This window comes from Rodentibacter genomosp. 1 (assembly GCF_001999285.1).
Taxonomy (GTDB): domain Bacteria; phylum Pseudomonadota; class Gammaproteobacteria; order Enterobacterales; family Pasteurellaceae; genus Rodentibacter.
Genome location: NZ_MLHN01000008.1, coordinates 108,446 through 134,343 on the forward strand (window position 1 = coordinate 108,446; position 25,898 = coordinate 134,343).

Consider the following 25,898-nt stretch of genomic DNA (forward strand, 5'->3'; position numbering starts at 1 on the left):
TAAACAAAAACATGAGGGAAAACAATGTGCCGGATGAGTTATATTCGAATGAATCGGAAAACACCATTTGGCATATTTAGAAACTCATATGATTTATTGAATAAACAAGAATGACTTCAATATTAGACCGACAGTAATGTAAGTTGGAATTTAAAATACTGTCGGTAGAATGCGTGAGAAAATTAATTTTCGTTACCTGAGTAAGTAAGATTATTTTACAGCCGGTGCTTCTGTGCTAGAGGCATCTGATTGAACAGGAGCTGGATTAAATTTAGCTTCAATTTGTGCGCCAAGTTCCGCTAAAGCTTGCATTTTGTTTTGCAATTCCACCGCTTTTTCAGCGTAGGCTTTTTGATCCGCTTCGGTTTTCACGTTTGCTTGAGCAACCAATAATTGGCTCGCAAGTGTCAATACTTCTTTGGTTTGATTTTTTGCGTTGCCAATTAAATCAGATTTCACATCAAGCGCATCTAAACTCGCAATGCTGGCTTGAACATTTTTATTAAACGCTTCAATGGCGGCTTTGGCTTTATTTTCATCTTTCGTTTCAGCGGCAGCATTTAATTCCTGTTGCAGTTTTTGCTGATTTTGAGCTTGTAGCGCACCTTGTTCTTGGTTCCAAGCAATTAATTTTTCGTAATCTGCTTTTTCTTGCGCTTCCACACTCATCGCCGGTGCTGTTGTTTCAGCCGGTTTATGGGTATCTGCCGTTTTGTCTGCCTTATCACAAGCAGTTAAAAATAAAGCAAATAACGCAGTTGCAGTAATTTTTGCTAATTTGTTCATAAAAAATTATCCTTTAAGTTGAAGATTAAAAAGTATTTCTTGGATAATAAAATCCACGAATCCCTGAGACTGTTTATTTTCAGATTAGTTTAAAAAATTTTCAATAAATTTATTTTAGTGTAGGGACAAACTCAGATAAGCCTTTGATTTCTTCTTCGGTTAAACGCTGTTTTGCCGGATTGCCGGCGCCGATAATATTTCCCTTTTTACGCTCAAAAAGTGCGGTTGAAATTTCCTCTGTTTTTAATTGATTGATGATTTTCGATTCGCCCATTGCCGCTTTCTCGCCTTTTTTCCCGTGACAAGTGGCGCAGGAGCGTTTGTAAATTTTTTCTGCTTTGATGAAAACAGGATGATTAGCGGTCTCGGCTTGAGCAAAAAAAGTAATACAGAGCAAGCCTGCGAGAAATAAATGAAGCCCTTTCATTGATGATCCTTTTAACTGTTATTTTTTGAATAATTTATCCAATTCTTGCTGAGGAATTTTACCTTCAAATTTAGCTTGAATATAGCCTTTATCATCAATGATAAAAGAAGTCGGCGTACCCACTAATTGATATCGCTCGGCGGTGATTTTCATTTGATCTTTAATCACCGACTGGGTGAGTTGGTGTTTGGCAACTACGGCATTGGTGTCCATATTTTCACCATCAACATTGATGGCGATGAGTTGGACTTTATTTGGATAGGCCTCATTAAGTTGCTCGAATGTTTTTAGTTCCGCCATACAATGACCGCAGGTTTCCGACCAAAAGGTGAGTAATCGGGTGCCTTGCCAATCTTTTAAGTTTACTTGCTTACCTTGTAGATCATAGGCAGCAAGTTCCGGTGCAGCGTTACCGAGAGTTGCTTTTTCTTCTTTACAAGAAACGGTGCTGAAAATGACCGCACTTAAGCAGAGTGATTTGAGTAAAAGTTTAATGTTCATTTCGTTCTTCCCGTAAAAACTTACCGTGTTGAAGATAAATGGTACGATCAGTGAGTTCGCCCAGTTCCGGATTATGGGTCACCATGACAATGGTTCTCCCTTGGCGGTTTAATTCTTGTAATAAGTCTAAGATTAATGCCTCATTTTTTTCGTCCAAATTACCGGTGGGTTCATCAGCAAAAATAACAGGGGGCTGATTGACAAGGGCACGAGCAATGCAAACTCGCTGTTGTTCGCCGCCGGAAAGTTGGCTTGGTCTGTGATCCATACGATGTCCTAATCCCACTTGTTCTAATACGGCTTTTGCCGCCGCTTCGTCAATGACACTATGATAATGTTGAGCGAGCATGACATTTTCAAGGGCGGTTAAATAGGGAATCAAATGGAATTGTTGAAACACCAAGCCGATTTTCTCCGCACGAAAACGTTGGCGACCGATTTCATCTAATTGGGCGGCGTCAATACCGGCTAAAATAACATTCCCTTCACTGGCGGTGTCCAGCCCGGTGAGAATGTTCATCAAGGTCGTTTTACCTGAGCCGGAGGCGCCCATAATGGCAACAAATTCGCCCTGTTTAATTTGAATATTAATATCTTCAAGTGCGGTCACTTGACCGAAGCGTTTATATAAATGTTTTGTTTCAATAACAAATTGAGTCATAGCTTTCTCTTTTATTTTGTTAGGCGGTTTTTCTCAATCCATGCCTTAGATTTATTCACCTTTTAATACATTCGCTGTCTGAATACTTAATGCACGACGTGTTGGTAGGATAACGGCGATAAATGCGACCAACAAGGAGAGCATAATAGTGATAGGGAAGACAGGTAAACGCATATCAATGTAAGATTTAAAGACCGTTAAGCCTAAAATCTGAGCGAGTAAATAACCAAATATTAATCCGACTAAAATGGCACAGACGGCAATAATAAGAATTTCTGTACAGATTTGCTTAATAATATCCGACTGTTTTGCCCCTAATGCTTTTTGTAGGGCAAATTCTTTGGCTCGTTCGCCGACAATCGCGATCAATGTGGTGTTCACACAAAGTGTAGCCAACACTAAAATCACTAAAGATATGAGTCCCATTAGCCCTTTGATTTTATCTAAAATTTGTCCTTCCGAGGCGGAAACCTTACGGATCGGGCGGGCGGTGAGATCTTGATATTGTTGCATAATATTTTCTGCAAACTGATCGACTTGCCCTAGTTCATTTCTGACATTCAGTAGCGCATTGTTGGCAAACCCTTCTTTTTCCAGCCAATTCTGTGCAAAATCAAGATTGACGATGAGCATATTATCTGTGGCGTCACCGGCTTCTACAATGGCTTTAATGGCGAATTGATGTTTTTCTACCGCATTTTTTGACAGTTGTAGTTTATCGCCGATTTTTAAATTGAGACGTTCGGCAAGAGTTTTACCAATCATGGCATTGCGATCATCAAAATTCACATTAATAGCAGAACCACTAATTTGCCAATAGGGGGCTAAAATCCGCATATCTTCAAATCGAACGCCCATAATAACGATTTTTTCCAATTCACTGCGTGTTACGCCGTAAAGATAAGGGCTGGCGGCGGTGATTAATCCCTGTGGCGCTTGTTGCAAAATTTCATCAATTTGACTCACAGAAACCATTTCGCCTTTTGTCGAACCAATATAGAAATTGGCACCAAAGGTTCGAAGTTCTTGGCTCATTTTGGTATTTATATCGAAATAAACGGCCGCCATGGCGGTAACAATGCCTGCTCCCACCGTTAAGGCCGTGAAAATAATCATTACCCGTTGTACACGCAGACGCAGTGCACGGAAAATTAATCGCCAAAACATACTGTTATTGTCTGCCATAAAGCACCTCAACGGGATAAAGTTTGGCAATACGATGTGCGGGGAACCAAGTTCCAATCAGGGCAATGAATATTGACAGTACCAGTACGCAAGGGATCACGATCCAAGCAAAACTGAGCGGTACGCCAAAAAGTGTGAAACTAATAAATTTTGCCAAGCCCCAACCGGCTAAACATCCCAAGATACCGCCAATCAATGCACTTAATACGGCTTCGCAATAAAACAGCAGAACGATCTGCCATTGGTAAGCGCCCAAGGCTTTCATTAAACCGATTTCTTTACTTCGCTCAATGATGCTGGAACTCATCAGCGAGGCAATACCCATTGCTGCTGCAATTAATGCCGCAAGCGTGACGACTGAGAGTAATAACTGAATTTTGCTGATGACCACACCCTCGGAGGCGGCAACTTGCCAAATAGGGCGAACAATCGCACCGGAAATGGCTTCTTCCAGTTGATGGGAGATCGAAGAGACATAAGCGGTGCAGTACCAACGGTCATACTCTTCCGCGTCAAGGGCATCAGTATTAGCACGGGCTTTACGGGAGAGGGTATTTTCCGGTACGGTGAGGGCGGACACTTTCACCGATTGGACTTTACCTTCTAAACCAAGTAGGGTTTGGGCGGCACTTAACGGCATAATAAGCTGATTATCTTCCGTTCCGCCTGTGGTTAAAATACCTTGAATTTTGACCGCACGTTGAGCGGAAAACTCTTTTTCTTGATAGCTTAAATGAAGTGTATCGCCAATTTTCCAGCCGTTCATTTTGGCAAGCTGCGTGCCTACAAGAACAGGAATAATTTCACCGAAATTGTCATTTTCATCATTTACCCAGTTGCCTTGCACCTGCCAATAGGGGCTGATAATACGTTGCCCGGTGTGATAATCTTCTTCATCGGGAATCGCAATGTTGTGATCGAAAAAGGTGCCTAGAATTGAAACGGAGTCCGAAAGTGCGGTCGATTTTTCCGCTGTTTTTATTACATTAACGGTTGCCGTTAATTGAGGGGCAAAGCCGACAATATTATTACGCCAGAAAATATCTTTAATGTTCGGCAGCTCTTTTTCATCAATAAAATCTTGACCGGAAAGGGCGATATTCGTATTGAGTTCATCCGGTAAGGCAGCATTACTTGCCGGTTCAATCAAAATATTCGCGCCGTAAGATTTTAGTTCTTTTGCCATTTTATCGCCAATATCTATAGAAACGGCGAGCAAGGCGGAGACTAAACCGGCTGCCAAGAAAATGGTCACAATGGCTAATAATTTTCGCTTAATACCAAAACGCCAAGATTGAAATAACATTCTCACTAACATTGTTATTCCTCTTCTCCATTTTCATTGCTGAGGTATTTTTCAGGGTTATTGCGGAACAGTTCAAGATTTTCTTCATTTTCAAAGAAGTAAGTACGGTTCTCAAAGCTGTATTTATGTTCCGTTTGGGTGTTTTTTAATTTTTTACCACTAATCGGATCTTGCACCTCGATTTCTACGATAGTGCTGAATAAATTAAGCCCGTCTTCCAAGGAGGTGCGGTGAATAATAAGCTCATTTTCCGTTTGTTGCCAATCTTCAATCGGTACGGGATTACATCCCCCCGGTTTGCCAATAGACGGAATGAACATATGGACGCCACACCCTACGCAGACGACTTGATTACCTTGCATCACATAACCTTGATCGCCGCATAATAAACAGGCATCAAACACGGCGGCAAGGCTGAGCTTATTCGGTTGGCGGTTAATAATAAAAAAGCGTACGGCTTTGCCATCGTCTGCGATCCAAACAAATCGGTGTAGTTTTCCGTCTTTTACTTGTTCAATCGGGATACGGACTTGTTGTGCTTGATCAAGCGTAACGGGTACGGCTTCGGAAAGTTGCGGCGGGCGTGAAGCTACTTGTTCCCAATAAAGTTGGCTTGCACCAATAAAAATTATTGCCAATGTTCCCCAATTAATCAGACGTTTTGATACTTGCACCAATGCCAATTTTTTGCGTTTTTCGGTAGGATCTTGTTCAATTTTGGCTTGGAAAGTCCGTTTAACATGAGTTTGAAAGATGAAAATGCTTAGGTTTATGAACATAACCACGAGGCAGATAACATTAAACCAAGTCGTGACAGCCCCTGATTTTGCGGCAAAACTTAACCGCACTTTGGTGAGTTCAATTAGCTGTAATTTCATAAAAATAAGTAATAATTCGCCCGCCAGTGGTATCACTAAGACGAACCAAAGCATAAAACTCAGCGCAAAAAGTGCGGTGGATTTTCCTTTTGTTTTTTGCTGTTGTTTAAGTAAGAAGTAGAGCCATGTTGATATGGCAAAAGATAAAATGACACCAAAAATAACCGCACTTAAATTCAAAATAAAATCAGTATTAATAATATCTGTATTGGTAAGCGCGGTGATATTGGGATCTTTTGCCCAAGTCGCACCTGCAATCAGCATTAAGATAAATTGCCAACAAAGGGCTAGTTTGGTTGAATTTGTCCATTGACTGAGGGCAAAAAGTAAGAAGGAGATTATAAAAATAATGGTAAGAACAAGATTGGCTACTTGGCTATTTGGCAGCCCAAGACGCAGTATAACACCGCTTATTAATCCAAAAAGACTCAGCCAAATGATCGTTTTTACAGAGGGTACAGCGGGTTTTATTGCCCAAGAGGCGCCGAGTAAAATTGAAATAGGTAAGAGCGATTGAAGCAGAAAAACGAAAAAGTAAGTCATAAGTTAAAAAATATCATCGTGATAAAATATGTTGGCACAACATATTATTTTGTTAAATATCTATGAAGCATAGATTTGTGCGTGAATATAAACTATTCACGCACGTTGCAAAGGATTATTTAATCCCTGTGAATTTGAATTCATAATTCACATCGAAAGGTTTCCACCAACGACCTACGCCAGTTTCACTATCTGTGTGACGGTGTAAACCTGCTTTTGATGGTGGATCAATATGATAGGTTAATTTGTAGTTGCCCACTCCCATCATTTTTACGTTTGCACCATAATGTGGGCCGTCACCGGCAACCATTGGCATAAATGTCCCTTCTTGTTTTTCGCCCGTATCGGTATTGACTAAGGTGTAATTGATTGTGAGATAAGGCATCCATTCGCCGTCACCAAATCCGTTTTTATTACCTTTCACTGCGTGGATATCCGCTTCTAAGTGAATATCGGATTTTGCAGCTGGTAAGCCCATGCCACGAGGTTCCATATCAATGGGTTTCAGATAAACGGCAGCAATTTCCATATCATTCATTGTCACGGCTTCGCCGATTGGATATTCGGTAAAGGCTTGTGCGCTTGCGGCAAATAAACCGGCGGTAAGTGCGGTCGCAATCAGTACTTTTTTCATATTAGATCTCCTGAGATTAAAGATTATGCTGATTTTTTACTTTGGTATTTCATAACTACTAAAGCAAAAAGAGCAGCGATGATTAAAATGCCTTGTGGAATGAGGGTTTCTAGATAAGGGTAAATACCCAACCACGAAATTTCCGGTATGCCGTTCATTAATGTTGGCTCAAATAATTTCCCTTCAATTAGTTCCAAGACCGATTTGCCGGCAAAGACAAATGCCATCGCATACAGAAATGTGCCGGTGAACATAAAAAATGGTTTAAGGGGAAGTTTTACCACGCTATAACGCATAATGAAATAGCAAATTGCCAGTAGCAATACACCGATGAGGAACCCGGCAAAAAGATAAGCTAAACCGACCGCACTTTTGGTATCACTTGCCAAAGCGTAATAGAACAAGACGGTTTCCGCCCCTTCGCGATAAACTGCTAAAAAGCTGGTGAGCCATAAACCGGCTAAAGAGCCAGCGGTTAATGCCGTAGAAAGTTTGCCTTCTAAATAACGCTTCCAATTTTGCGCTTCGACTTTGGAAAGCAGCCAGTAACTCATCATAAAAAGCATCACAACGGCAATCATCATTGTAAAACCTTCTAACAGCTCCCTGTTTTGACCGGAATTTTCAAAAATAAGTTGGAAAATAAAGGCGGTGACAACACTTGCGCCCAAGGCGGCATAGATAGACTGGCGAATTATCGGCAATTTGTCTTGATGATTATTTTTGACGAGGTATGCCACAATAGCAGCGACAATGAGTAAGGCTTCCAAGCCTTCACGTAGAATGATTAACAGACTGTATAAGAATAATGACCAATCACTTTGTTCTCCGCCTTGCAACATTCCAACGGCTTTGGATAAATTTTGGGCTAAGCCCTCTGCTTGGGGTGGTAATTTGTCTCCTTGATTGGCTTTCATTAAGCTGACCATACGTGTGAAATAGCCTTCAATTTCCGCTTTGAAATTACTATTACGAGAGCCGATTTTATTTTCCATTCCACTGTTTTCAAACACATCAAAATAGGTATCTTGCACGGCAAGGATAGCTTTTTTCTGTTCGCCTTTCTCATAAAGTGAAATAGCTTGTTGAATACCTTGATTGACTTGATCGGCAATTTTTTGCCAATCTTGTTGTATATTTTCCGCAGATTGTGCCGTATTATCTTGTTGATTTTGTTCTTCACGGGTGGTTGGTAACGCCGGCAATAATTCCTCAATATCTTGTAGAAGGTTCGTACTTTGATAGGCGATTTCCGTCATTTGATCCGCTTGTTCGCTTAAACGAATTAAATTATAGAATTGTTGATTAATCGCGGAGGATTGTTCGGAAGAACGATGAGTGCGTACCGCCATTTCCATTTCTGAATTTTTATAGCCGTCATATTGTGCTTGCTGAAAGGATTGTTTAGCTTTGGCGAAATTGCCTTGTTCATAAGCCTCAATGGCTTGTGCCACTAAATCATCAATGGTTTTAAAATTTTGTTGCCAGTAAGGCAAAATCTGAGCATTTTGATAGACGCTGTGTTGTCCGTCTGCATTAAGTTGATGACCTTCTGCTAAGGCGGGTAATACCTCCTGCAATGCCTGTTTTAGCCCGTTAATTTTGGCTTGAATTTCATCTAGGGACTTACCTTCTCCAATCATTTTACGAATTTCGCCAAAGGTGGATTCCATTTGATAGCTTTTTTGAGTGGAAAAATTAATACGAATCGGGCCTTCTAAATTTTCAAAGACTTCAAAATACGCCATCTGAACTTCAGTACGGGCATCATCAGGATTATTTTGTTGAAGGAGTGCGGTTGTTTTATCCAATCGTGCTGTAATATCCGCTACCCATTGTTGATAGTTATCTTGTGCTAAAACGAGTTGAGAAAAGAAAAAAGTAAATAATACTGCGCCACAACGCACAATACGCAACATTGAAATCTCCAAATGCAATTCATTCTTATTTCTGAGTATTATCCTATAATAAGAAAAAATCTCAACTGTGATTTTATTATTTTGTGATGTTGGTCAAATTTGGGGCAGAGGTGAAAACGAAAAGTGCGGTCAATTTTGACCGCACTTCTATTGATAGATTATTAACTAAACATTGCAGAGATGGATTCTTCATTGCTGATACGACGAATAGCCTCGGCAAGCATTGAAGATAAAGTGAGAATACGCACTTTTCCAAGGGCTTTCATTTCGGCTGAAAGTGGAATAGTATCGGTAACCACAATTTCATCAATAGCGTCACTTGCCAAATTTTTCGCAGCCGAGCCGGAGAAAACAGCATGTGTTGCATAAGCAAATACGCGTTTTGCACCACGTTCTTTGAGGGCTTCCGCCGCTTTGCATAATGTACCGCCGGTATCAATCATATCATCTACAAGAATACAATCACGTCCTGCAACATCCCCAATAATATGCATAACTTGTGCGACATTTGCATGAGGGCGACGTTTATCAATAATTGCCATATCGGTATCGTTTAATAATTTCGCTACCGCACGGGCACGTACCACACCACCGATATCCGGAGAAACGACAATTGGATTTTCAAGATCGGTCTTTTTCAAAATATCGTGAATCAGCACCGGTGAGCCGAACACGTTATCAACCGGCACATCAAAGAAACCTTGGATTTGTTCTGCGTGTAAATCGCAGGTGAGGACTCGGTCGATTCCCACCGTGGAAAGCATATCTGCCACCACTTTAGCGGTGATAGGTACACGGGCTGAACGTACACGACGATCTTGACGTGCATAACCGAAATAAGGAATCACAGCAGTGATACGGCCAGCAGAAGCACGGCGTAAAGCATCCACCATCACGATTAATTCCATTAAATTATCGTTGGTTGGCGCACAGGTTGATTGGATGATAAATACATCTGCCCCCCGTACATTTTCATTGATTTGAACTTGAATTTCACCATCGCTGAAACGACCGACTGTCGCATCGCCAAGAGAAATGTATAAACGTTCTGAAATACGTTTTGCAAGTTCAGGTGTTGCATTACCCGCGAAGAGTTTAATGTCTGGCATTTTGTTATGACCTCAGGTTAAATTGTAGATGAGTAAGGGAGATTGTGATGTTTCAACAGTTGATGTAACGGCGAAACATTGAGTCCTTTCGCAACAAAACCGAATAGTTCTTTTGGTTTTTGTTGAAAGCATGCTTGAGCATCTGCTTCGTTATCAAATTCAGCGAATACGCAAGCACCGGTTCCAGTTAATCTTGCCGGCGCATATTGTAGCAACCAGTTCAGGGCTTTTTCAACGTCTGAATAGTGATTTAGCACAATTTTTTGGCAATCGTTTTCGTAGGGCGAATGGAGTAGGCTGTCTAAAGTTCTTTTAGGTGTATTGCGCGGTAAATTAGGATCACTGAAAATTACAGCGGTAGAAATTGAACTTTCCGGTTTTAATATTACAAACCATTTTTCGGCAGGAGAGCAGTAAGTGATTTTTTCGCCTACACCTTCAGCAAAAGCAGCGTGACCATGTACAAAAATAGGCACATCCGCCCCCAAGTTCAATCCTATTTCGGCCAGTTTATCAAGAGATAAATTGGCACCCCAAAGATAATTTAAGGCAACCAGTGTGGTTGCAGCATTGGAAGAACCTCCACCGACACCGCCTCCCATAGGAAGAATTTTATCTAAATGAATGCTGGCACCCTTTGTGATGTTAGCTTCTTCTTGTAAACGTTTTGCTGCTCGGTAAATTAAATTATCTTCGGGTTTTAAATGGGGAATATCCGGTGTGATAATAATGTCGCTATGTTGTTCACAAACTTCAATTTCAAGCCAATCGCCGAAATCAAGAAATTGGAATAGAGTTTGCAGTTCGTGATAACCGTTTGGGAGTTTACCGTTGATGTAAAGGAATAAATTAAGCTTTGCAGGACTTGGAAAACGTTGAGGCTTTCCAAGTAAAGGTTGTGAAGAAAGTGCGGTCGAAAATTGATATGTTTTCATTAAAATATCCACTCGTCCACGCGAATTTTTAGAGTTTGAGCAGTATTTTGGTTTTTTAGTAAAATATTTTCCGGCATGGAATTTTCAGCATGATAAGTTAAATAATCCGCTGTCCAAATCGAACCCTCAAGGGGATAGCTAAATGCACCAAGTCGATGATTCATCCCGACTTTATAATCAGAATTGGCGGCTGGTTGTCCTTTCAGCCAATAAGCGAGATGTTCTAAGGGAATATCCATACCGATCATCTCTTGTAGCAATAATTTGGCATTGCGTGCGGATTGTCGGTTGCCATTGTTATCCGAAATCGTCATTCCTTTTGCATTCATTTCAATTAATAATGTAGATTTGCTAATTAAAGAATAGAGTTTGAGTGTATAGGATTGTGGATTTTGATATTGCCATTCAAAACGACTGGAAAAACGTTCTGTTGGGCTAATATAACCAATTTGCCCCTTGGCACGATATTGTTGGATTTTTTCTATTTTTTGCAAATGTTGTTGCCATGTCGCATCAGTTTTATCAAGGTACTGCACATTGGTGGGGCGTTCAGCATCTAATGTGCAGGCAGTTAGAATCGTTGTGATAAAAAGTGCGGTTAAAAATTTTAATGATTTCATAGATTATGTTTAGTCAAAAAATTGCGGCTATTGTAAGAGCTCATCTCTATTTAGTAAAGCCTGTTTTTATTGCGTTTGATAGGCTTTTTTCATCTCTCTAATTAGGTTGGTTCGGCGACGGTTTAACTCATCCCGAATCCCTTGTTTTTCAAATCCGTCTGCAATCACTTGTTGTACATCCACTTTTTCAGCCGCTTTTAATAAGACGTTGATATAATCCCGTTGTGGGTATTCCCGCATTTCAAAACCGGTTCTCCCTCTTGTATCGGCAAGGCAAACTAACAGGAATTCTTGGAAACGTTGCGGTTTTCGCCATACATCAAAACGGTTAAACAGTTTCATCAGCGTTTCCGGACGAAGTTCAAAGGCTTTGTGAATATGAGTGTGATATTCACAAGTGAGTTCAGCAAGTTCTTGATAGTAATTGGGTACTTTTAACCGTTTACAAAGGCTGCGGGTTGGTTTTATGCCTGCTGATTCATGTCCATAATGATGAGGAAGGATTTCTTTGGGCGTGAGGGCTTTGCCCAGATCATGACAAACAGCTGCAAAACGAACCGCACTTTGATTGAGTGCAGGATTATTTTCTGTGAGTTTTACCGCTTGTTGCAACACTAACATGGTATGCACAAAGCTATCAATTTCCGGATGATGTTGTGGCGGATTGGGTATGCCGTAAAGGGCATTAAGTTCAGGGAAAAGGATTGTCAAAGCATCAATTTGATGTAGCACGTCAAAATAAATTTCAGGGTGCTTTTCATTTAATGCCTTTTCTGTTTCAAGCCAAACACGTTCTGCCGTTAAATGTGATAGTTCGCCACTTTGTGTCAGATTTTTCATCAATCGGAGGGTTTCCGGTGCAATTTTAAATCCCAACTGATGGAAACGTGCGGCGAAACGGGCGACACGTAAAACCCGTAAAGGATCTTCTGCAAATGCCGGAGAAATATGACGCAAGATCCGTTTCTCTAAATCCTGTTTACCATGATAGGGATCGTGAAGATTGCCTTGTTTATCCTGTGCCATAGCATTAATGGTGAGATCTCGGCGAATAAGATCTTGTTCTAGCGTGATATTTTCTGAAAAATCACAGATGAATCCGGTATAACCATTGCCTGATTTTCGTTCTGTTCGAGCAAGGGCATATTCCTCTTTGGTTTTGGGATTGAGAAAAACAGGGAAGTCTTTACCAACTTGTTGATAGCCTTGTGTCAATAAGTAGTCGGGGGTAGCGCCCACAATCACCCAATCTCGATCTTTTACCGGTAAACCGAGTAATTGATCTCGAACCGCACCGCCAACTAAATAGATTTCCATTGATTTTCCTCAAAAAGAAACACCGAACTTGTGCTCGGTGCTATCAAATTATGCCCAACCGTCACGACGTTTACGTCTTGGTAAAATATGAGGGATAATTAGGCCGAGTAATAAGCCTACACCAAGCACAGAACCGCCATAAATAAACCATTGGATAGCGATTTCACGTTTTCCGACATCAAGCATGGCTTCAAGGTCACGATTTTTATTTTTGACGATCTCTAATTCACGTTTGAGTTGAGAATTTTGTTCTAATAATTCGCTACTTTGTTGCTCCGATTGTTTGGTACGACGTTGCATTTCCACCGTACGTTGTTGCCAATCATTGTCTAGGTGATTGAGTTTTAATGTTAATTCTTGAATTTGTGCTTTTAATTTGGGATTTTCTAATTTGCTGCTTGGGGTATTGCTTAATTCAGCGGTTAAAATCCAAGCTTCACGATTTTTGCTATCACGAATGAGGCTGTATTTACCTTGTCGTTCTAGCACATTAACCTGTTCTCCCGATTGAATCGCACCGGCAATTTTAAATTGATCACCGGCACCACGGCGAAGATAGGTATTTAGATTTTCTGTGACATATTGGGTTTCGGCATAGGCGGAATTGATTGCTGCGCCGAGCAAAACAGTTGAGAGTAAAAATTGAGTTAGTATTGAGGAGATTTTTGGCATAGTTATCCTTTAATTGTTTTAATTCACTTTGGTACAGACATTGATTAAGAAGGAAAGTGCGGTCAAATTTCACCACACTTTTTATTAGTACGGCATAATGTAATTGTTACACAAACCTGATTTCATGGCTATTGACAGGGATACATATAATGTATCCCTACATTTCGTTGAAATTCCTAATTTTGTGTATTTGTTACATCATACCCTATTAGTGAAAAATTGCCCGTAAGATATAGAAAATCACGATAGCAAAGAAAGCCCCCGCTGGTAGGGTAACAATCCATGAGCTAATGATATTACGAATTACCGTCAAGTTTAAGGCGGCAATACCGCGGGCAAAACCGATACCTAAAATTGCGCCAACAAGCGTTTGTGTGGTAGAGATTGGTAAACCCGTACCGGAAGCAACAACTACGGTCATTGCGGTGGCAAACTGAGCTGCGAAACCACGACTTGGCGTTAAATCTGTAATACCTGATCCTACCGTAGCCATTACTTTTTGCCCCATGGAAATTAATCCCACTGCAATACCTAATGCGCCTAATGGGAGTATCCACCACGCTAATGTACCACCAGAAACGATTTTGCCCCCTTCATCAACAATGGAGACAACGGCTGAAAGTGGCCCGATTGCGTTTGCCACATCGTTAGAACCGTGAGCGAATGCCATGGCACAGGCGGTTAGGAGCATTAAAATACTAAATACTTTTTCAACGGCGCCGAATGTGCCTTTTGTTGCTGATTGAGCGAAGGTTTTACTGCGGAAATAGAAGTGGAAGAAAATCATACCGACGAGGCTGATAGCCAATGAAATTGCTAAGGTTTCACCGTTAGAAAGATGTAATCCAACATGTTTTAAACCTTTTTTCATTGTCACGATACAGAGCACAAAGATGGTGACACCCATGTAGTAAGGCCCATATTTTTGTGCGTTTTTAAGGGGTTGGTCAGTATCAAAGATGAGTTTTTGTGTGCTGGCAAAAATCGCATAAGCTAAAACCCCGGCAATCACAGGCGTAACAAACCAACTTCCGACAATGCTACCGATGGTTGACCAATCCACTGAGCCCGGGCCGATAGTCACACAAGCAAAGCCGAGAATAGCACCGATAATGGTATGTGTGCCGGAAACCGGCCATCCCATTTTAGTTGCGATAAATAACCATGCACCGGAAGCAAAGAGTGCGGAGATCATCCCGAGGGCGAGAATGTCCGGTGTATCGACAAATTGCATAGGATCAATCACACCACTTTTAATGGTCTCTGTCACTTCACCACCGGCAAGATAGGCACCGGCTGACTCAAAAATTAATGCGATAATAATCGCTTGTTTTGCGGTAATCGTGCCTGAACCCACAGAGGTTCCCATAGAATTTGACACATCATTGGCGCCAATACCAAACGCCATAAAAAATCCAAACACAGCGGTGATCAACACCAACCATGTACCATACTGATTAATTATTTCCATAGTCTTTTTCCTATGTATATGAGTTTTATGAACGCGCTAACATTAATTCAATACGTGAACCGACACGTTGTGCTTGGTCGGCAAGGACACCTACCCACTCAATAATTTTATATAAGAACATTACATCAATCGGATTGTAACGGCTTTCAATGGTATAAAGCATTTTTCGTAGTTTAATTTGCATTTGATCTGTATCGTCTTCAATGCTATCCAATTCCTGAATCATATTGTTCACTAACTGTAACTCACGACCTTTAAAGCCGGTTTCTAACAATTTATCCATTTCTTCAATCACCAAATGGGCTTGATGAATGGAATCTAAACTACGGCGAACATAGTTCAAAAAATCTTCTTGCATTTCTTCCGGGATACCAAACTGGCGACCAATCATCCGACCGGCAATATCTTTGGCGAAGTTTGCAAGTTTGTCTTGTTGTGTGACTAATTCCAATAAATCGGTACGATCGATGGGTAAGAATAAACCACGCGGTAATTTCAAACGAATTTCACGTTTGAGACTATCCGCTTCACGTTCGCGTTGAGAAATTTCTAAACGCACGCTTTCTGCATTTTCCCAATCTTTTGAGAAGGTTTTTTCAAAAAAAGGAATCAAAAGATCGCAACATTCCGTCACTTTGTCTGAATGTTTCTGCAAAGGTTTTAATGGTGAGTGGGCAAATAATCCAAGAATATTATTCATTGCCATATCTCATTTACTCCATAACAGGGGGTTGAAATTCGTGCGCATATTACCTGATTTTTATTTGAAATAGAATTGATTTTATAGATGGCGGTTATCGGGTTATTGATTAATATTTTATGTATATCTCTAGAAACATTCATACAAGAACAGTTTGAATAAGCATTTTCTGCAATATTATGGATAAAAAAGTTTTTATTTCGTTATTATTAAGTAGAAGGGAAGTAACACAAAAAACCTTGATTTATTTACATTTACTTGTATATTTAACCAGTTAAATTAATAAAGGATTTATCCTCATGACCAATGAAGTTGAACTCAAACTTGCTGTTTCTCCGGAAATATTTCACTTACTTGAAAAACATCTACAACAATTTAATCTATTAAAATGTAAAAATATTGATTTAGGGAATACTTATTATGATTATCCCGATCATTTTCTTGCTAAGCAAAAGATGGGATTACGTATTCGTCAAGAAAATCAAACCTTTACATTAACCCTCAAAACTAACGGAAAAGTCCTAGGCGGTTTGCACGAGCGTCCGGAATATAATTTGTCGCTGGAAGAAAAAGAAACACCGACAAATGAACAGCTACGGAATTTGTACCACTTTGAGCAGTTACCCAATGCACCATTAAATGCCATATTCTCCACGGATTTTAACCGCACTTTTTGGTTAGTTGAATTTCGAGATTCCAAAATTGAAGTCGCCTTTGATCAAGGGGAGATTGTGAGCGGCGACCATTCACAACCTATTTGTGAAATTGAGTTTGAATTAAAAGAAGGGAAAGTTAGCGATCTTTTCTATTTTGTGGAAGAATTGCCCGTTTTGACCGATATTTATTTTAGCAGTGCGAGCAAGGCGAAGCGTGGCTATCAACTTAGTAGCCCCGTAGTTTTAACGGATTGGCTAGATAAATGGCGTGATTTTTTGAACAAAGATCGAGAAGAAAGTGCGGTAGATTTTAACGCAAAATTTCACCGAATTTTAAAAATGGAGCAAGCATTGGTGGAAGAAACCTTGTCTTTAGCGCCCTCGTTTTTTAGCCAAGATTTTATGAAAACCGTGGAACGGGTCGGGGCATTTTTCAATTTGTATCATTATTACGATGAAAATAAGACATTGTTTGAGCAGGTATTAGAACAGAGAAACAAAGACTCGGTAGAAGATGGTATATTGCAACAGTTGCTTGAAAGTAATCAAAGGTTTCTTGACGATATTCAGGCTTTGATTCGTTTTCACAGTGAAACCAAGGATAATGAAAAAACTATTGAAAAATTGACCGCACTTTTTAAGACACGTTTATATTTTGAACGAATGATTCAGTTAATGCGTTTATCGGTATCGGGCGAATCAAGCCTGTATCATTAAAAAGTATCGCTATTCGATATTGCGTGTTCAAAACAGTTTTATTTGATGGAGAAATACCATGGCGAAAGCCCCTAAAACGGCTTATGTATGTAATGATTGTGGCGCAGAGTTTTCCCGTTGGCAAGGGCAATGTTCTGCTTGCAAGGCGTGGAATACCATTAGCGAAGTACGGTTGATTTCTGCGGTAAAAAGCAAAAATGACCGTTTCAGTGGTTATGCCGGTGAAACGCAGGCAAAAATTCAAACGCTGTCAGAAATTAGTTTGCAGGAAACGCCACGATTTACCAGTGGATTTAAAGAGCTTGATCGTGTACTGGGCGGGGGAATTGTACCGGGCAGTGCGATTTTGATCGGGGGGCATCCCGGTGCCGGAAAAAGTACCTTGTTGTTACAGGTGATGTGTGGTTTGGCTCAAAAAATGACCGCACTTTATGTGACGGGGGAAGAATCCTTACAACAAGTGGCAATGAGAGCGAATCGCTTAGGTTTACCGAATGATAAACTCAATATGCTTTCTGAAACTTCGGTAGAGCAGATTTGTAATCTTGCCGATCAACTCAAACCACAAATTATCGTGATTGATTCTATTCAAGTCATGCATTTGGCTGATATTCAATCTTCGCCCGGTAGTGTGGCGCAAGTGCGGGAATGTGCTTCTTTTTTGACACGCTATGCGAAAACCCGACAAGTAGCGATTATTATGGTGGGGCACGTGACAAAGGACGGCACACTTGCCGGCCCCAAAGTGTTGGAACATGCCATAGACTGTTCCTTGCTTTTGGAAGGGGAGGCGGATTCCCGTTATCGTACCCTACGTAGTCATAAAAATCGCTTTGGGGCAGTGAATGAACTGGGCGTATTTGGTATGACAGAACAAGGTTTACGTGAGGTAAAAAATCCATCAGCGATCTTTCTCAGCCGTGGTGACGAGCAAACATCGGGTAGTTCTGTGATGGTATTGTGGGAAGGGACACGCCCGTTATTGGTTGAAATTCAAGCCTTAGTGGATCATTCTATGTTGTCAAATCCACGTCGTGTTGCGGTAGGGTTAGAACAAAACCGTTTGGCGTTATTACTTGCGGTACTGCATCGCCACGGGGGATTACAGATGGCGGATCAAGATGTATTTGTTAACGTTGTAGGTGGGGTGAAAGTCACGGAAACCAGTGCAGATCTTGCCTTATTACTTGCACTAATTTCCAGTTTTCGCAATCGTCCTTTACCACAAGATTTAGTGATCTTTGGTGAGGTAGGACTTGCCGGTGAAATTCGTCCTGTACCGAGTGGGCAAGAACGTATTAGCGAAGCAGCAAAACACGGATTTAAACGTGCCATTGTACCTTTTGGTAATAAACCGAAAAGTGCGGTCGAAAATATGCAAGTTTTTACGGTGAAAAAATTAGCGGATGCGTTAGCGGTTCTGGATAATTTCTAGAAATTCATTGTCATACTGAAAACTTCGCCAAAATCAATTAGAATACCTTGCATAAATAATCGGTATTATGTCGCAAGCACACAAAAGTAGGAATTTCAATGAAGTAGTAGGGACACACTGTGTGTCTGATAGTAACATATTGAAATAATTTGATTTTATAAAGGACATAGGCAGTGTATCCCTACAATTCCAAAATTAGGTTTATGCAACTGCTACATAATGCCGTAGATAATGGGGACAAAACAAAATGGAAAAAAAGAAGCCGCTAGATGCGATTGATATTAAAATCCTTAATGAACTACAGCGTAATGGCAAAATTTCAAATATTGACCTCTCCAAAAAAGTTGGATTATCACCGACCCCTTGCTTAGAACGGGTAAAACGTTTGGAAAAGCAAGGCGTGATTATGGGCTATCGTGCCTTGCTTAATCCAGAGTTACTTGATGCACAACTTTTAGTGATTGTTGAAATCACACTTGTTCGTGGTAAACCAGATGTATTTGAAGAATTTAATGCGGCGATTCAAGCCCTTGATGAAATTCAAGAATGTCATCTTGTGTCCGGTGATTTTGATTATTTATTGAAAACTCGGGTGGCAGATATGGCGGCTTATCGAAAATTATTAGGCACAACACTACTTCGTTTACCAGGTGTGAACGATACTCGCACCTATGTTGTGATGGAAGAAGTCAAACAAACTAATTATCTTGTTTTAAAATAAAAAATGATTAAACAAATTACTGAACGATTTACACCGAAACAATATCTCGCTGAATTGATTTTAGGCTTGATCGCACTTTTCGGTTTGTACATGATTGTGGCTTGGTCAAGCTATACACCACTGGATAATTCTTGGTCAACCGCAAGTTTTCAAACCGAAACCATCAATAAAGCCGGTGCTTTTGGTGCATGGTTAATTGATGCGTTTTTTGTGTTTTTTGGCTATATAGGCAATTTACTTCCTTTTTTGATTTTTCTTATCCCTACGTTTTTGTTGAAAACAAAAGCGGTTCGCTTTTTATCTGTGACTAAAATCTTGCTACGGAGCTTTGGTTTTATCACTTTAGTAATTGGGTTAACCATGGCAGTCACCTTGTTATTTTCTAATACCAATTATTATTTATCCGGTGGGGTATTAGGCGGTAGTCTTGTCGTATGGCTTTATCCAATTTTAGGAAAATTTGGCTGTATTCTACTGGGTTTTACTCTCACCATTGTGGGGTTTATTTTTTGTTCAGGCGCTTCTTTGATCCGTCTTATTATCCGTTTTTATCATTGGTTGACGATGAAAAATGACAACCCAAGGGATATAGAACAGTCTTCAACATCCGTTGAGGAGCTTGAACAAATTGTGATTCAAAAGCCGGAATCTTTGGTGATGAATAGAGATAATGGTACGGAAGAACCAGTTCAAAGTGGGGAAAAACATTTAACAACGAGTGAGGATGCTGAAACGCCTCTTGTTCAACCGGAAACGCTGATTAATATCAGTGGTTTGTCACCATCAATGACACGCCCTTCTGACTCCAAACAAATGACATCTGAATTTCACGAAAATTTTGATGCTTTCAAAGCTGAAACCTTTGATGAATTACCGAAAGTAAGCATTGCGGCTTATGGTGAAGCCACATTTCAGCCACCTGTTTCGATTTGGCAAAACACAAGCCAACAACACCATATTGAAGAAGAACAAAGTACGGCTGATTTTTCCTCGGTTTCTAAATTAAATGAGCCCACAATACCGACGGTCACGCTCGCCCCGGCTACGCAAAATTCATCATCACAATTGACCGCACTTTCTGATGAAGTGAATGATGAAACAGATAATTTGGCACGTCAATTTGCTGAGCAAGAGCAGCATCGCCTTGCAGAAATGGAAGCCCGTGCTAAAGCCTTAAATGCAGAAGAAACATTAAAAGTCATTTTAGCAGAGCCACAAACCGCTATTCAAAGCACACAAGAGAAAGAAACTGCACCGATTTATAAGCCTTATGGCGATTCATTGATTCATCCGGCATTCCAACAACCGACAACGAAACGTGAGAAACCGACTACACCATTGCCGAGTTTGGATTTATTGGAATATCGTCCAACACAAGCGCAAGATATTACTAGAGAGGAAATTCACAATATCTCTCAACGTATTGAGCAGCAGCTCCGTAATTTTAACGTTAAAGCGGTGGTGAAAGATGTATTGGTCGGGCCGGTGGTCACACGTTACGAGCTTGAATTACAACCGGGAGTGAAAGCCTCAAAAGTGACAAATATTGATACGGATTTGGCACGTGCGTTGATGTTCCGTTCTATTCGTGTCGCAGAAGTGATTCCGGGTAAACCCTATATTGGTATTGAAACACCGAATGCCCACCGTCAAATTGTGCCGTTACGTGATGTATTAGACAGCAATGAATTCCGTGATTCTAAAGCGCTTTTACCGATGGCATTAGGGAAAGATATCAGTGGTAAACCTGTTGTGGTGGATTTGGCGAAAATGCCGCATTTATTGGTGGCAGGTTCAACAGGTTCCGGTAAATCGGTTGGCGTGAATACTATGATTTTAAGTTTGCTTTTCCGTGTTCAACCGGAACAAGTGAAGTTTATTATGATTGACCCAAAAGTTGTAGAACTTTCCGTCTATAACGATATTCCACATTTGCTCACGCCGGTTGTTACCGATATGAAGAAAGCGGCGAATGCATTACGTTGGTGTGTCGATGAAATGGAACGCCGTTATCAGCTACTTTCCGCTCTTCGTGTACGAAATATTGAAGGGTTTAACGAAAAAATTGATGAATATGAAGGCATGGGAATGCCTGTACCGAACCCAATTTGGAAACCGGGCGATACGATGGACCAAATGCCACCGGCACTGAAAAAATTAAGCTATATTGTAGTGATTGTCGATGAATTTGCCGATTTGATGATGGTGGCAGGGAAACAAATCGAAGAGTTTATTGCCCGTCTTGCTCAAAAAGCACGAGCAATTGGGATTCACTTGATATTGGCAACACAACGTCCGTCAGTAGATGTAATTACCGGATTAATTAAAGCGAATGTGCCTAGCCGTATTGCCTTTACGGTGGCAAGTAAAATTGATTCCCGTACGATTTTGGATCAGGGCGGGGCTGAAGCCTTATTAGGTCGTGGTGATATGCTTTATTCCGGACAGGGATCATCCGATCTGATTCGTGTTCACGGTGCATTTATGAGTGATGATGAAGTGGTACGTATTGCCGATGATTGGCGTGCCCGTGGAAAACCGGATTATATTGACGGCATTTTGGACAGTGCAGATGAGGAAGAAAGTGCGGAAAAATCAGCAGGAAGCAGTGGGGAACTGGATCCGCTATTTGATGAAGTGATGGAGTTTGTTCTCACAACAGGCACCACTTCTGTCTCTGCTCTTCAACGTAAATTCAGCGTAGGCTTTAACCGTGCTGCCAGAATTATGGATCAAATGGAAGAACAAGGCGTTGTGAGTGCCATGCAAAATGGTAAACGTGAAATTCTTGCACGTCGTCCGGATTATTAATTTCTCTTTTAAAAAGGAAAGTAAAATGAAAAAAACATCGTTAAAATTATTCACAAACTCGCCCGCTCGTTTGTTCACCTCTCACGAGGCCGTTGGCAAAGCCAACGTTCAAAAAACAACGTTTTTTGTGACCGCACTTGGTGTGGTGGGGTTGGGGTTAATGAGTTTTAGCCCTATCGCACTTGCTGATGCCGCAAGTGAATTACAATCACGTTTAACACGAGTAAATGTATTAAGTGCGGATTTTTCCCAAACAGTTACTGCTGCGGGGGGAAAAAATGTGCAACAAGGGAGTGGGAAACTTCAAATTAAACGCCCGAATTTATTTAGAATGGAGACTAAATCACCACAAGAAACACAAATTATTGCTGATGGCAAAACCCTTTGGTATTACGATCCTTTTGTACAACAAGTGACGGCACAATGGGTGAAAGATGCAGTAAATAATACCCCTTTTGTGTTGCTGACCAGTGATGATAAAAGCCATTGGAATCAATATTCGGTAACGCAGCAGGTAGATACTTTTGTGTTAAAACCTAAATCAGCGAAAAGTAATATTAAACAGTTTGATATTCGTGTGGATGCCAATGGCGTATTGAAAAATTTCAGCACCACAGAAAAAGACGGACAAACCAACCTTTACGTGTTGCGTAATATTACCAACCAATCTCTCCCTGATAGTTTATTTAGCTTCAATCCACCTAAAGGCGTGGAGTTGGATGACCAACGTAAAAAGTAATGCTTGGGGCGTATTAATTACGCCCTTGATTTTTATTTTAAATGCTTTAATGGGGAAAAAATGATGGCGAATCTTGATTTTGATTTTTCGGAAAATGATTTTCGTCCCCTTGCCGCCAGAATGCGCCCGACCAATCTCGATCAATATTTTGGTCAATCACATCTTATTGGTGAAGGTAAACCGCTACGTAAAGCGATTCAAGCCGGTCATATTCATTCTATGATTTTTTGGGGGCCGCCCGGCACGGGCAAAACCACATTGGCAGAAATTGTTGCTAATCAAATTAACGCGGATGTTGAACGCATTTCAGCGGTTACCGGTGGGATAAAGGAAATTCGTGAAGCCATTGAGCGTGCAAAACAAAACCGTCTCGCTGCTCGAAAAACGGTTTTATTTGTAGATGAAGTGCATCGTTTCAACAAAAGCCAGCAGGATGCCTTTCTCCCCCATATTGAAGACGGCACGATTATCTTTATCGGTGCAACAACAGAGAATCCCTCTTTTGAATTGAATAATGCCTTACTTTCCCGTGCAAGGGTATATGTGTTGAAATCTTTAACCGTTGATGAAATAGAATCCGTGCTTCAGCAGGCACTACAAGATTCGGCACGTGGATTGGCAAAAGAGCGGTTAATTTTAGAAGAGAATTTATTACGGACGCTTGCTGAATATGCTAATGGTGATGCCCGTCTCGCCTTGAATTGTCTTGAATTGATGGTGGATATGGCAGATGAAGTGGAAAACGGCAAAAAAATTGACCGCACTTTACTGAAAACAGTACTGGGCGAGCGTCAAGCCCGTTTTGATAAACAGGGTGATCGTTTCTATGATCTTATTTCAGCTTTGCATAAATCCGTTCGGGGATCAGCTCCTGATGCGGCATTATATTGGTATGCACGTATTTTAACGGCGGGTGGCGATCCGCTTTATGTCGCAAGACGGCTGTTAGCCATTGCCTCGGAAGATATTGGGAATGCGGATCCCCGTGCGATGCAAGTGGCGCTTGCCGCTTGGGATTGTTTTACCCGAGTGGGGGCTTATGAAGGAGAGCGTGCCATAGCGCAAGCGATTATTTATCTTGCCGTTGCCCCGAAAAGTAATGCGGTTTATACCGCTTTTAATACGGCAAAACAGCAAGCCAAAAACTTACCGGATTATGATGTACCGCCTCATTTACGCAATGCACCTACTAACCTGATGAAAGAGTTGGGGTTTGGGGTGGAATATCGTTACGCTCATGATGAACCCAATGCTTATGCTGCCGGTGAAAATTATTTCCCTGAAGAACTTAAAGAGACACAATATTATTTTCCGACAAATCGTGGGATGGAAATTCAAATTAAAGAAAAGTTAGAGCGATTACGTGAACAGGATAAAAATGCGGTGAAAAAACGGTACAAATAACAAATGCGTGGATTTCCACGCATTTTTCTTAGAACATACTACGCCCGCTCTCTGTTTTTTCCGGTACGGCTTGAATGACATCCCAGTGCTCTACAATTTTGCCATCTTTATCAAAACGGAAAATATCCACCACTGCCTCACCACGATCTTCGTCATTTAACTGACTATGAACATGTAGGGCAACCAAATCGCCATCAGCTAATACACGTTTTACGGTTGCTTTTGATTTTGGATGGGCTTTTAAGAACGGCGTAAACGCATCAATAAAGGCTTGTTTACCATCAGCCACGGTTGGATTGTGTTGCAAGTATTCTTTACCGATATATTTGTCACTGGCTTCTTGTAACTTATGTTGATTAAACACCATTTCATAGAAATCAAGCGCAGCAGCTTTGTTTTGTTCCGGTGTTGAAGCAAATAAACTTGTTGAAAATGCAAAAAGTGCGGTTGTTAAAAGAACTTTTTTCATCAAAACTCCTTCATATTCTATTAAAAAAGCACGGGCATTATAATGAAATTAAATCTTAAAGCTAGTGTGTATTTGGAAATAGACTTTTTCTTATTATGAAATAATTAAGACCGAAAACTGATTGAATTGCAGATTCTAACAATCAATTCCACCGTACTCTTGAATCTCGATTATTAGCTAAGCTAATTTTACTTACTTGAGGATATGACTGAATTCTTCTTATGCGCTGTTGTATTTCTACACCATATCTACATTTTTTTATTGGTAAAACATCAAAATATCTTATAATCATCAATATTACTTACCTTTATATTAATTTTTCCTATGAGTAATGATTTTCTAATAAGGTTTTCTTATTTTTTATTAATGGGTTTTGGCTTTCCTATTATGCGTTATATGAGTATTCATTTTGAAACACTAAATAATAATGCGGTTCGATTTATCTCCGGTGGTTTATTATTTGTTTTTATTTGTGTCTTAAAATATAGGAATGAGTTAGTTAAGTTGTTAAGAGAACCGGCAATCATTTTTTATCTTCTTTTGTTGGCGGTGTTTATGACTGCCAATATGTATTTTTTTATTAATGGTCTTAAATATACTTCGGCTTTAGCGGGTAGCGTTTTTGGTATTATCTCAATGCCTTTAGCCGTTATTATGGCTGCAATTTTCTTTCGCGATGAAAGGGAAAAGGTAAAACAAAAGAATTTTTATATTGGGAGCGCCTTGGCTATCATTGGCTCTTTGCTATTTGTCATTGAGGGAAATAATGCTAGTGGCGGTAACGATTTTATAACGGGTTCACTTTTTTTAGGCACCGCCATATTTATTCAATCTATCCAAAATCTTTTTGTTAAAAAGGTTTCAAAAAAATTAAATGCTGTCGTTATCAGTGCTTTTACCGCTACGTTATCCGGTATTTTTTATCTGATTTTAGCAAAAGATAGTGGCGTTATTTATCAGTTGCAGGATGTGAGTTTCGGTTTATTAATAGGGTTAATTTTTGCAGGAATGTATGGAATGCTAACGGGAATGTTGTTGGCATTTTATATCGTTCAAAAGCAAGGTATTGTTGTTTTTAACATTATTCAATTAACCGTACCTTTATCTACGGCTTTAATTAGTTATGTCACCTTGGGGGAAACCATTTCGGTTTATCAAGGTTTTGGTGCTGCGATAGTTATTGTGGGATGTGTTTTTTCATTGAGAAAAAATCAGCAATAGAATCAATGAAATTTATTGAAGTTATAAAAGAATCATCACTTAATAAGAGTTTGATAATATT

At 40.3% G+C, this 25,898-nt stretch carries 24 protein-coding genes; 7 read left to right on the forward strand and 17 right to left on the reverse strand.

Features of this window, described 5'->3' with window-relative positions:
* Positions 1-210 precede the first annotated feature (210 nt).
* The 16 genes from BKK54_RS04655 to BKK54_RS04730 all read right to left on the reverse strand — a co-directional run bounded on the left by BKK54_RS04655 (position 211) and on the right by BKK54_RS04730 (position 15,670).
* The gene (locus BKK54_RS04655) at positions 211-786 is read right to left on the reverse strand and encodes a lipoprotein HlpB (protein WP_077541963.1); all 576 of its coding nucleotides are present in this window, start codon (positions 784-786) and stop codon (positions 211-213) included.
* 109 nt (positions 787-895) lie between these two features.
* Positions 896-1,213 carry a c-type cytochrome gene (locus BKK54_RS04660; protein WP_077541964.1) on the reverse strand — a complete coding sequence of 106 codons (318 nt, stop codon included), beginning with the start codon at positions 1,211-1,213 and terminating at the stop codon, positions 896-898.
* Positions 1,214-1,231: 18 nt separating this feature from the next.
* Positions 1,232-1,714: a TlpA family protein disulfide reductase gene (locus tag BKK54_RS04665; protein WP_077541965.1), complete on the reverse strand. Its 483-nt coding sequence runs from the start codon at positions 1,712-1,714 to the stop codon at positions 1,232-1,234.
* Positions 1,704-2,375 carry an ABC transporter ATP-binding protein gene (locus BKK54_RS04670; protein ID WP_059365300.1) on the reverse strand — a complete coding sequence of 224 codons (672 nt, stop codon included), beginning with the start codon at positions 2,373-2,375 and terminating at the stop codon, positions 1,704-1,706. Before BKK54_RS04670 ends, BKK54_RS04665 begins: the two co-directional genes overlap by 11 nt.
* 51 nt (positions 2,376-2,426) lie before the next feature.
* The gene (locus BKK54_RS04675) at positions 2,427-3,560 is read right to left on the reverse strand and encodes an ABC transporter permease (protein ID WP_077541966.1); all 1,134 of its coding nucleotides are present in this window, start codon (positions 3,558-3,560) and stop codon (positions 2,427-2,429) included.
* The gene (locus tag BKK54_RS04680) at positions 3,547-4,878 is read right to left on the reverse strand and encodes an ABC transporter permease (protein ID WP_077541967.1); all 1,332 of its coding nucleotides are present in this window, start codon (positions 4,876-4,878) and stop codon (positions 3,547-3,549) included. Before BKK54_RS04680 ends, BKK54_RS04675 begins: the two co-directional genes overlap by 14 nt.
* Positions 4,879-4,880: 2 nt before the next feature.
* Positions 4,881-6,287, reverse strand: a complete 1,407-nt coding sequence (locus tag BKK54_RS04685; protein WP_077541968.1) for a Fe-S-containing protein — start codon at positions 6,285-6,287, stop codon at positions 4,881-4,883.
* A gap of 115 nt (positions 6,288-6,402) precedes the next feature.
* Positions 6,403-6,921 carry an iron transporter gene (locus BKK54_RS04690; RefSeq protein WP_077541969.1) on the reverse strand — a complete coding sequence of 173 codons (519 nt, stop codon included), beginning with the start codon at positions 6,919-6,921 and terminating at the stop codon, positions 6,403-6,405.
* Positions 6,922-6,944: 23 nt separating this feature from the next.
* Positions 6,945-8,840 carry an FTR1 family protein gene (locus tag BKK54_RS04695; RefSeq protein WP_077541970.1) on the reverse strand — a complete coding sequence of 632 codons (1,896 nt, stop codon included), beginning with the start codon at positions 8,838-8,840 and terminating at the stop codon, positions 6,945-6,947.
* Positions 8,841-9,001: 161 nt separating this feature from the next.
* Complete coding sequence (locus BKK54_RS04700; protein WP_077541971.1) at positions 9,002-9,949, reverse strand: ribose-phosphate pyrophosphokinase; 948 nt, start codon at positions 9,947-9,949, stop codon at positions 9,002-9,004.
* Positions 9,950-9,966: 17 nt separating this feature from the next.
* On the reverse strand, positions 9,967-10,884 hold the full coding sequence (gene ispE / locus BKK54_RS04705; RefSeq protein WP_077541972.1) for a 4-(cytidine 5'-diphospho)-2-C-methyl-D-erythritol kinase: 918 nt from the start codon (positions 10,882-10,884) through the stop codon (positions 9,967-9,969).
* Positions 10,884-11,504, reverse strand: coding sequence for a lipoprotein insertase outer membrane protein LolB (gene lolB / locus BKK54_RS04710; protein WP_077541973.1), 621 nt, complete (start codon positions 11,502-11,504; stop codon positions 10,884-10,886). The genes ispE and lolB overlap by 1 nt, the downstream gene beginning before the upstream one ends.
* A gap of 66 nt (positions 11,505-11,570) precedes the next feature.
* Entirely contained in the window at positions 11,571-12,821 is a 1,251-nt protein-coding gene (locus BKK54_RS04715) for a multifunctional CCA addition/repair protein (RefSeq protein ID WP_077541974.1), read from the reverse strand.
* A gap of 48 nt (positions 12,822-12,869) precedes the next feature.
* Complete coding sequence (locus tag BKK54_RS04720) at positions 12,870-13,493, reverse strand: TIGR04211 family SH3 domain-containing protein (protein ID WP_077541975.1); 624 nt, start codon at positions 13,491-13,493, stop codon at positions 12,870-12,872.
* A 208-nt stretch (positions 13,494-13,701) separates the two neighbouring features.
* Complete coding sequence (locus BKK54_RS04725) at positions 13,702-14,964, reverse strand: inorganic phosphate transporter (protein WP_077541976.1); 1,263 nt, start codon at positions 14,962-14,964, stop codon at positions 13,702-13,704.
* A 25-nt stretch (positions 14,965-14,989) separates the two neighbouring features.
* Positions 14,990-15,670, reverse strand: coding sequence for a TIGR00153 family protein (locus tag BKK54_RS04730; protein WP_077541977.1), 681 nt, complete (start codon positions 15,668-15,670; stop codon positions 14,990-14,992).
* Positions 15,671-15,963: 293 nt separating this feature from the next.
* Here BKK54_RS04730 and BKK54_RS04735 point away from each other — a divergent pair, with 293 nt between their 5' ends.
* From BKK54_RS04735 to BKK54_RS04760, 6 genes are all read left to right on the forward strand, one after another.
* The gene (locus BKK54_RS04735; protein WP_077541978.1) at positions 15,964-17,037 is read left to right on the forward strand and encodes a CYTH domain-containing protein; all 1,074 of its coding nucleotides are present in this window, start codon (positions 15,964-15,966) and stop codon (positions 17,035-17,037) included.
* A gap of 58 nt (positions 17,038-17,095) precedes the next feature.
* Positions 17,096-18,472: a DNA repair protein RadA gene (gene radA / locus BKK54_RS04740; RefSeq protein ID WP_077541979.1), complete on the forward strand. Its 1,377-nt coding sequence runs from the start codon at positions 17,096-17,098 to the stop codon at positions 18,470-18,472.
* Positions 18,473-18,719: 247 nt separating this feature from the next.
* Positions 18,720-19,193, forward strand: a complete 474-nt coding sequence (gene lrp, locus BKK54_RS04745) for a leucine-responsive transcriptional regulator Lrp (protein WP_077541980.1) — start codon at positions 18,720-18,722, stop codon at positions 19,191-19,193.
* 3 nt (positions 19,194-19,196) lie between these two features.
* A complete protein-coding gene (locus BKK54_RS04750) occupies positions 19,197-22,004 on the forward strand; it encodes a DNA translocase FtsK (RefSeq protein WP_077541981.1) in 2,808 nt (935 codons plus the stop codon).
* Between the two features lie 160 nt (positions 22,005-22,164).
* Positions 22,165-22,743 (forward strand): outer membrane lipoprotein chaperone LolA, encoded by a 579-nt coding sequence (lolA, locus tag BKK54_RS04755; protein ID WP_244153113.1) that lies wholly within the window; start codon positions 22,165-22,167, stop codon positions 22,741-22,743.
* 63 nt (positions 22,744-22,806) lie between these two features.
* Positions 22,807-24,147 carry a replication-associated recombination protein A gene (locus BKK54_RS04760; protein WP_077541983.1) on the forward strand — a complete coding sequence of 447 codons (1,341 nt, stop codon included), beginning with the start codon at positions 22,807-22,809 and terminating at the stop codon, positions 24,145-24,147.
* Between the two features lie 28 nt (positions 24,148-24,175).
* Here the strand turns inward: BKK54_RS04760 and BKK54_RS04765 are convergent, their stop codons facing one another.
* A complete protein-coding gene (locus BKK54_RS04765) occupies positions 24,176-24,616 on the reverse strand; it encodes a nuclear transport factor 2 family protein (RefSeq protein ID WP_077541984.1) in 441 nt (146 codons plus the stop codon).
* Positions 24,617-24,940: 324 nt separating this feature from the next.
* On the opposite strand from BKK54_RS04765, the gene BKK54_RS04770 reads away from it, so the two are divergent.
* Positions 24,941-25,837 carry a DMT family transporter gene (locus BKK54_RS04770; protein ID WP_077541985.1) on the forward strand — a complete coding sequence of 299 codons (897 nt, stop codon included), beginning with the start codon at positions 24,941-24,943 and terminating at the stop codon, positions 25,835-25,837.
* Positions 25,838-25,898: the final 61 nt, after the last annotated feature.

What these genes read in the sequence shown, in the direction of transcription:
- BKK54_RS04765 (WP_077541984.1), bottom strand. Translation starts at nt 24,616, where the DNA reads ATGAAAAAAGTTCTTTTAACAACCGCACTTTTTGCATTTTCAACAAGT.
- lolB (WP_077541973.1), bottom strand. Translation starts at nt 11,504, where the DNA reads ATGAAATCATTAAAATTTTTAACCGCACTTTTTATCACAACGATTCTA.
- BKK54_RS04675 (WP_077541966.1), bottom strand. Translation starts at nt 3,560, where the DNA reads ATGGCAGACAATAACAGTATGTTTTGGCGATTAATTTTCCGTGCACTG.
- BKK54_RS04720 (WP_077541975.1), bottom strand. Translation starts at nt 13,493, where the DNA reads ATGCCAAAAATCTCCTCAATACTAACTCAATTTTTACTCTCAACTGTT.
- radA (WP_077541979.1), top strand. Translation starts at nt 17,096, where the DNA reads ATGGCGAAAGCCCCTAAAACGGCTTATGTATGTAATGATTGTGGCGCA.
- BKK54_RS04770 (WP_077541985.1), top strand. Translation starts at nt 24,941, where the DNA reads ATGAGTAATGATTTTCTAATAAGGTTTTCTTATTTTTTATTAATGGGT.
- BKK54_RS04760 (WP_077541983.1), top strand. Translation starts at nt 22,807, where the DNA reads ATGGCGAATCTTGATTTTGATTTTTCGGAAAATGATTTTCGTCCCCTT.
- BKK54_RS04665 (WP_077541965.1), bottom strand. Translation starts at nt 1,714, where the DNA reads ATGAACATTAAACTTTTACTCAAATCACTCTGCTTAAGTGCGGTCATT.
- BKK54_RS04660 (WP_077541964.1), bottom strand. Translation starts at nt 1,213, where the DNA reads ATGAAAGGGCTTCATTTATTTCTCGCAGGCTTGCTCTGTATTACTTTT.
- lrp (WP_077541980.1), top strand. Translation starts at nt 18,720, where the DNA reads ATGGAAAAAAAGAAGCCGCTAGATGCGATTGATATTAAAATCCTTAAT.
- lolA (WP_244153113.1), top strand. Translation starts at nt 22,165, where the DNA reads ATGAGTTTTAGCCCTATCGCACTTGCTGATGCCGCAAGTGAATTACAA.
- BKK54_RS04735 (WP_077541978.1), top strand. Translation starts at nt 15,964, where the DNA reads ATGACCAATGAAGTTGAACTCAAACTTGCTGTTTCTCCGGAAATATTT.
- BKK54_RS04730 (WP_077541977.1), bottom strand. Translation starts at nt 15,670, where the DNA reads ATGGCAATGAATAATATTCTTGGATTATTTGCCCACTCACCATTAAAA.
- BKK54_RS04695 (WP_077541970.1), bottom strand. Translation starts at nt 8,840, where the DNA reads ATGTTGCGTATTGTGCGTTGTGGCGCAGTATTATTTACTTTTTTCTTT.
- BKK54_RS04680 (WP_077541967.1), bottom strand. Translation starts at nt 4,878, where the DNA reads ATGTTAGTGAGAATGTTATTTCAATCTTGGCGTTTTGGTATTAAGCGA.
- BKK54_RS04700 (WP_077541971.1), bottom strand. Translation starts at nt 9,949, where the DNA reads ATGCCAGACATTAAACTCTTCGCGGGTAATGCAACACCTGAACTTGCA.
- BKK54_RS04750 (WP_077541981.1), top strand. Translation starts at nt 19,197, where the DNA reads ATGATTAAACAAATTACTGAACGATTTACACCGAAACAATATCTCGCT.
- BKK54_RS04690 (WP_077541969.1), bottom strand. Translation starts at nt 6,921, where the DNA reads ATGAAAAAAGTACTGATTGCGACCGCACTTACCGCCGGTTTATTTGCC.
- BKK54_RS04685 (WP_077541968.1), bottom strand. Translation starts at nt 6,287, where the DNA reads ATGACTTACTTTTTCGTTTTTCTGCTTCAATCGCTCTTACCTATTTCA.
- BKK54_RS04655 (WP_077541963.1), bottom strand. Translation starts at nt 786, where the DNA reads ATGAACAAATTAGCAAAAATTACTGCAACTGCGTTATTTGCTTTATTT.
- BKK54_RS04725 (WP_077541976.1), bottom strand. Translation starts at nt 14,964, where the DNA reads ATGGAAATAATTAATCAGTATGGTACATGGTTGGTGTTGATCACCGCT.
- BKK54_RS04715 (WP_077541974.1), bottom strand. Translation starts at nt 12,821, where the DNA reads ATGGAAATCTATTTAGTTGGCGGTGCGGTTCGAGATCAATTACTCGGT.
- BKK54_RS04670 (WP_059365300.1), bottom strand. Translation starts at nt 2,375, where the DNA reads ATGACTCAATTTGTTATTGAAACAAAACATTTATATAAACGCTTCGGT.
- ispE (WP_077541972.1), bottom strand. Translation starts at nt 10,884, where the DNA reads ATGAAAACATATCAATTTTCGACCGCACTTTCTTCACAACCTTTACTT.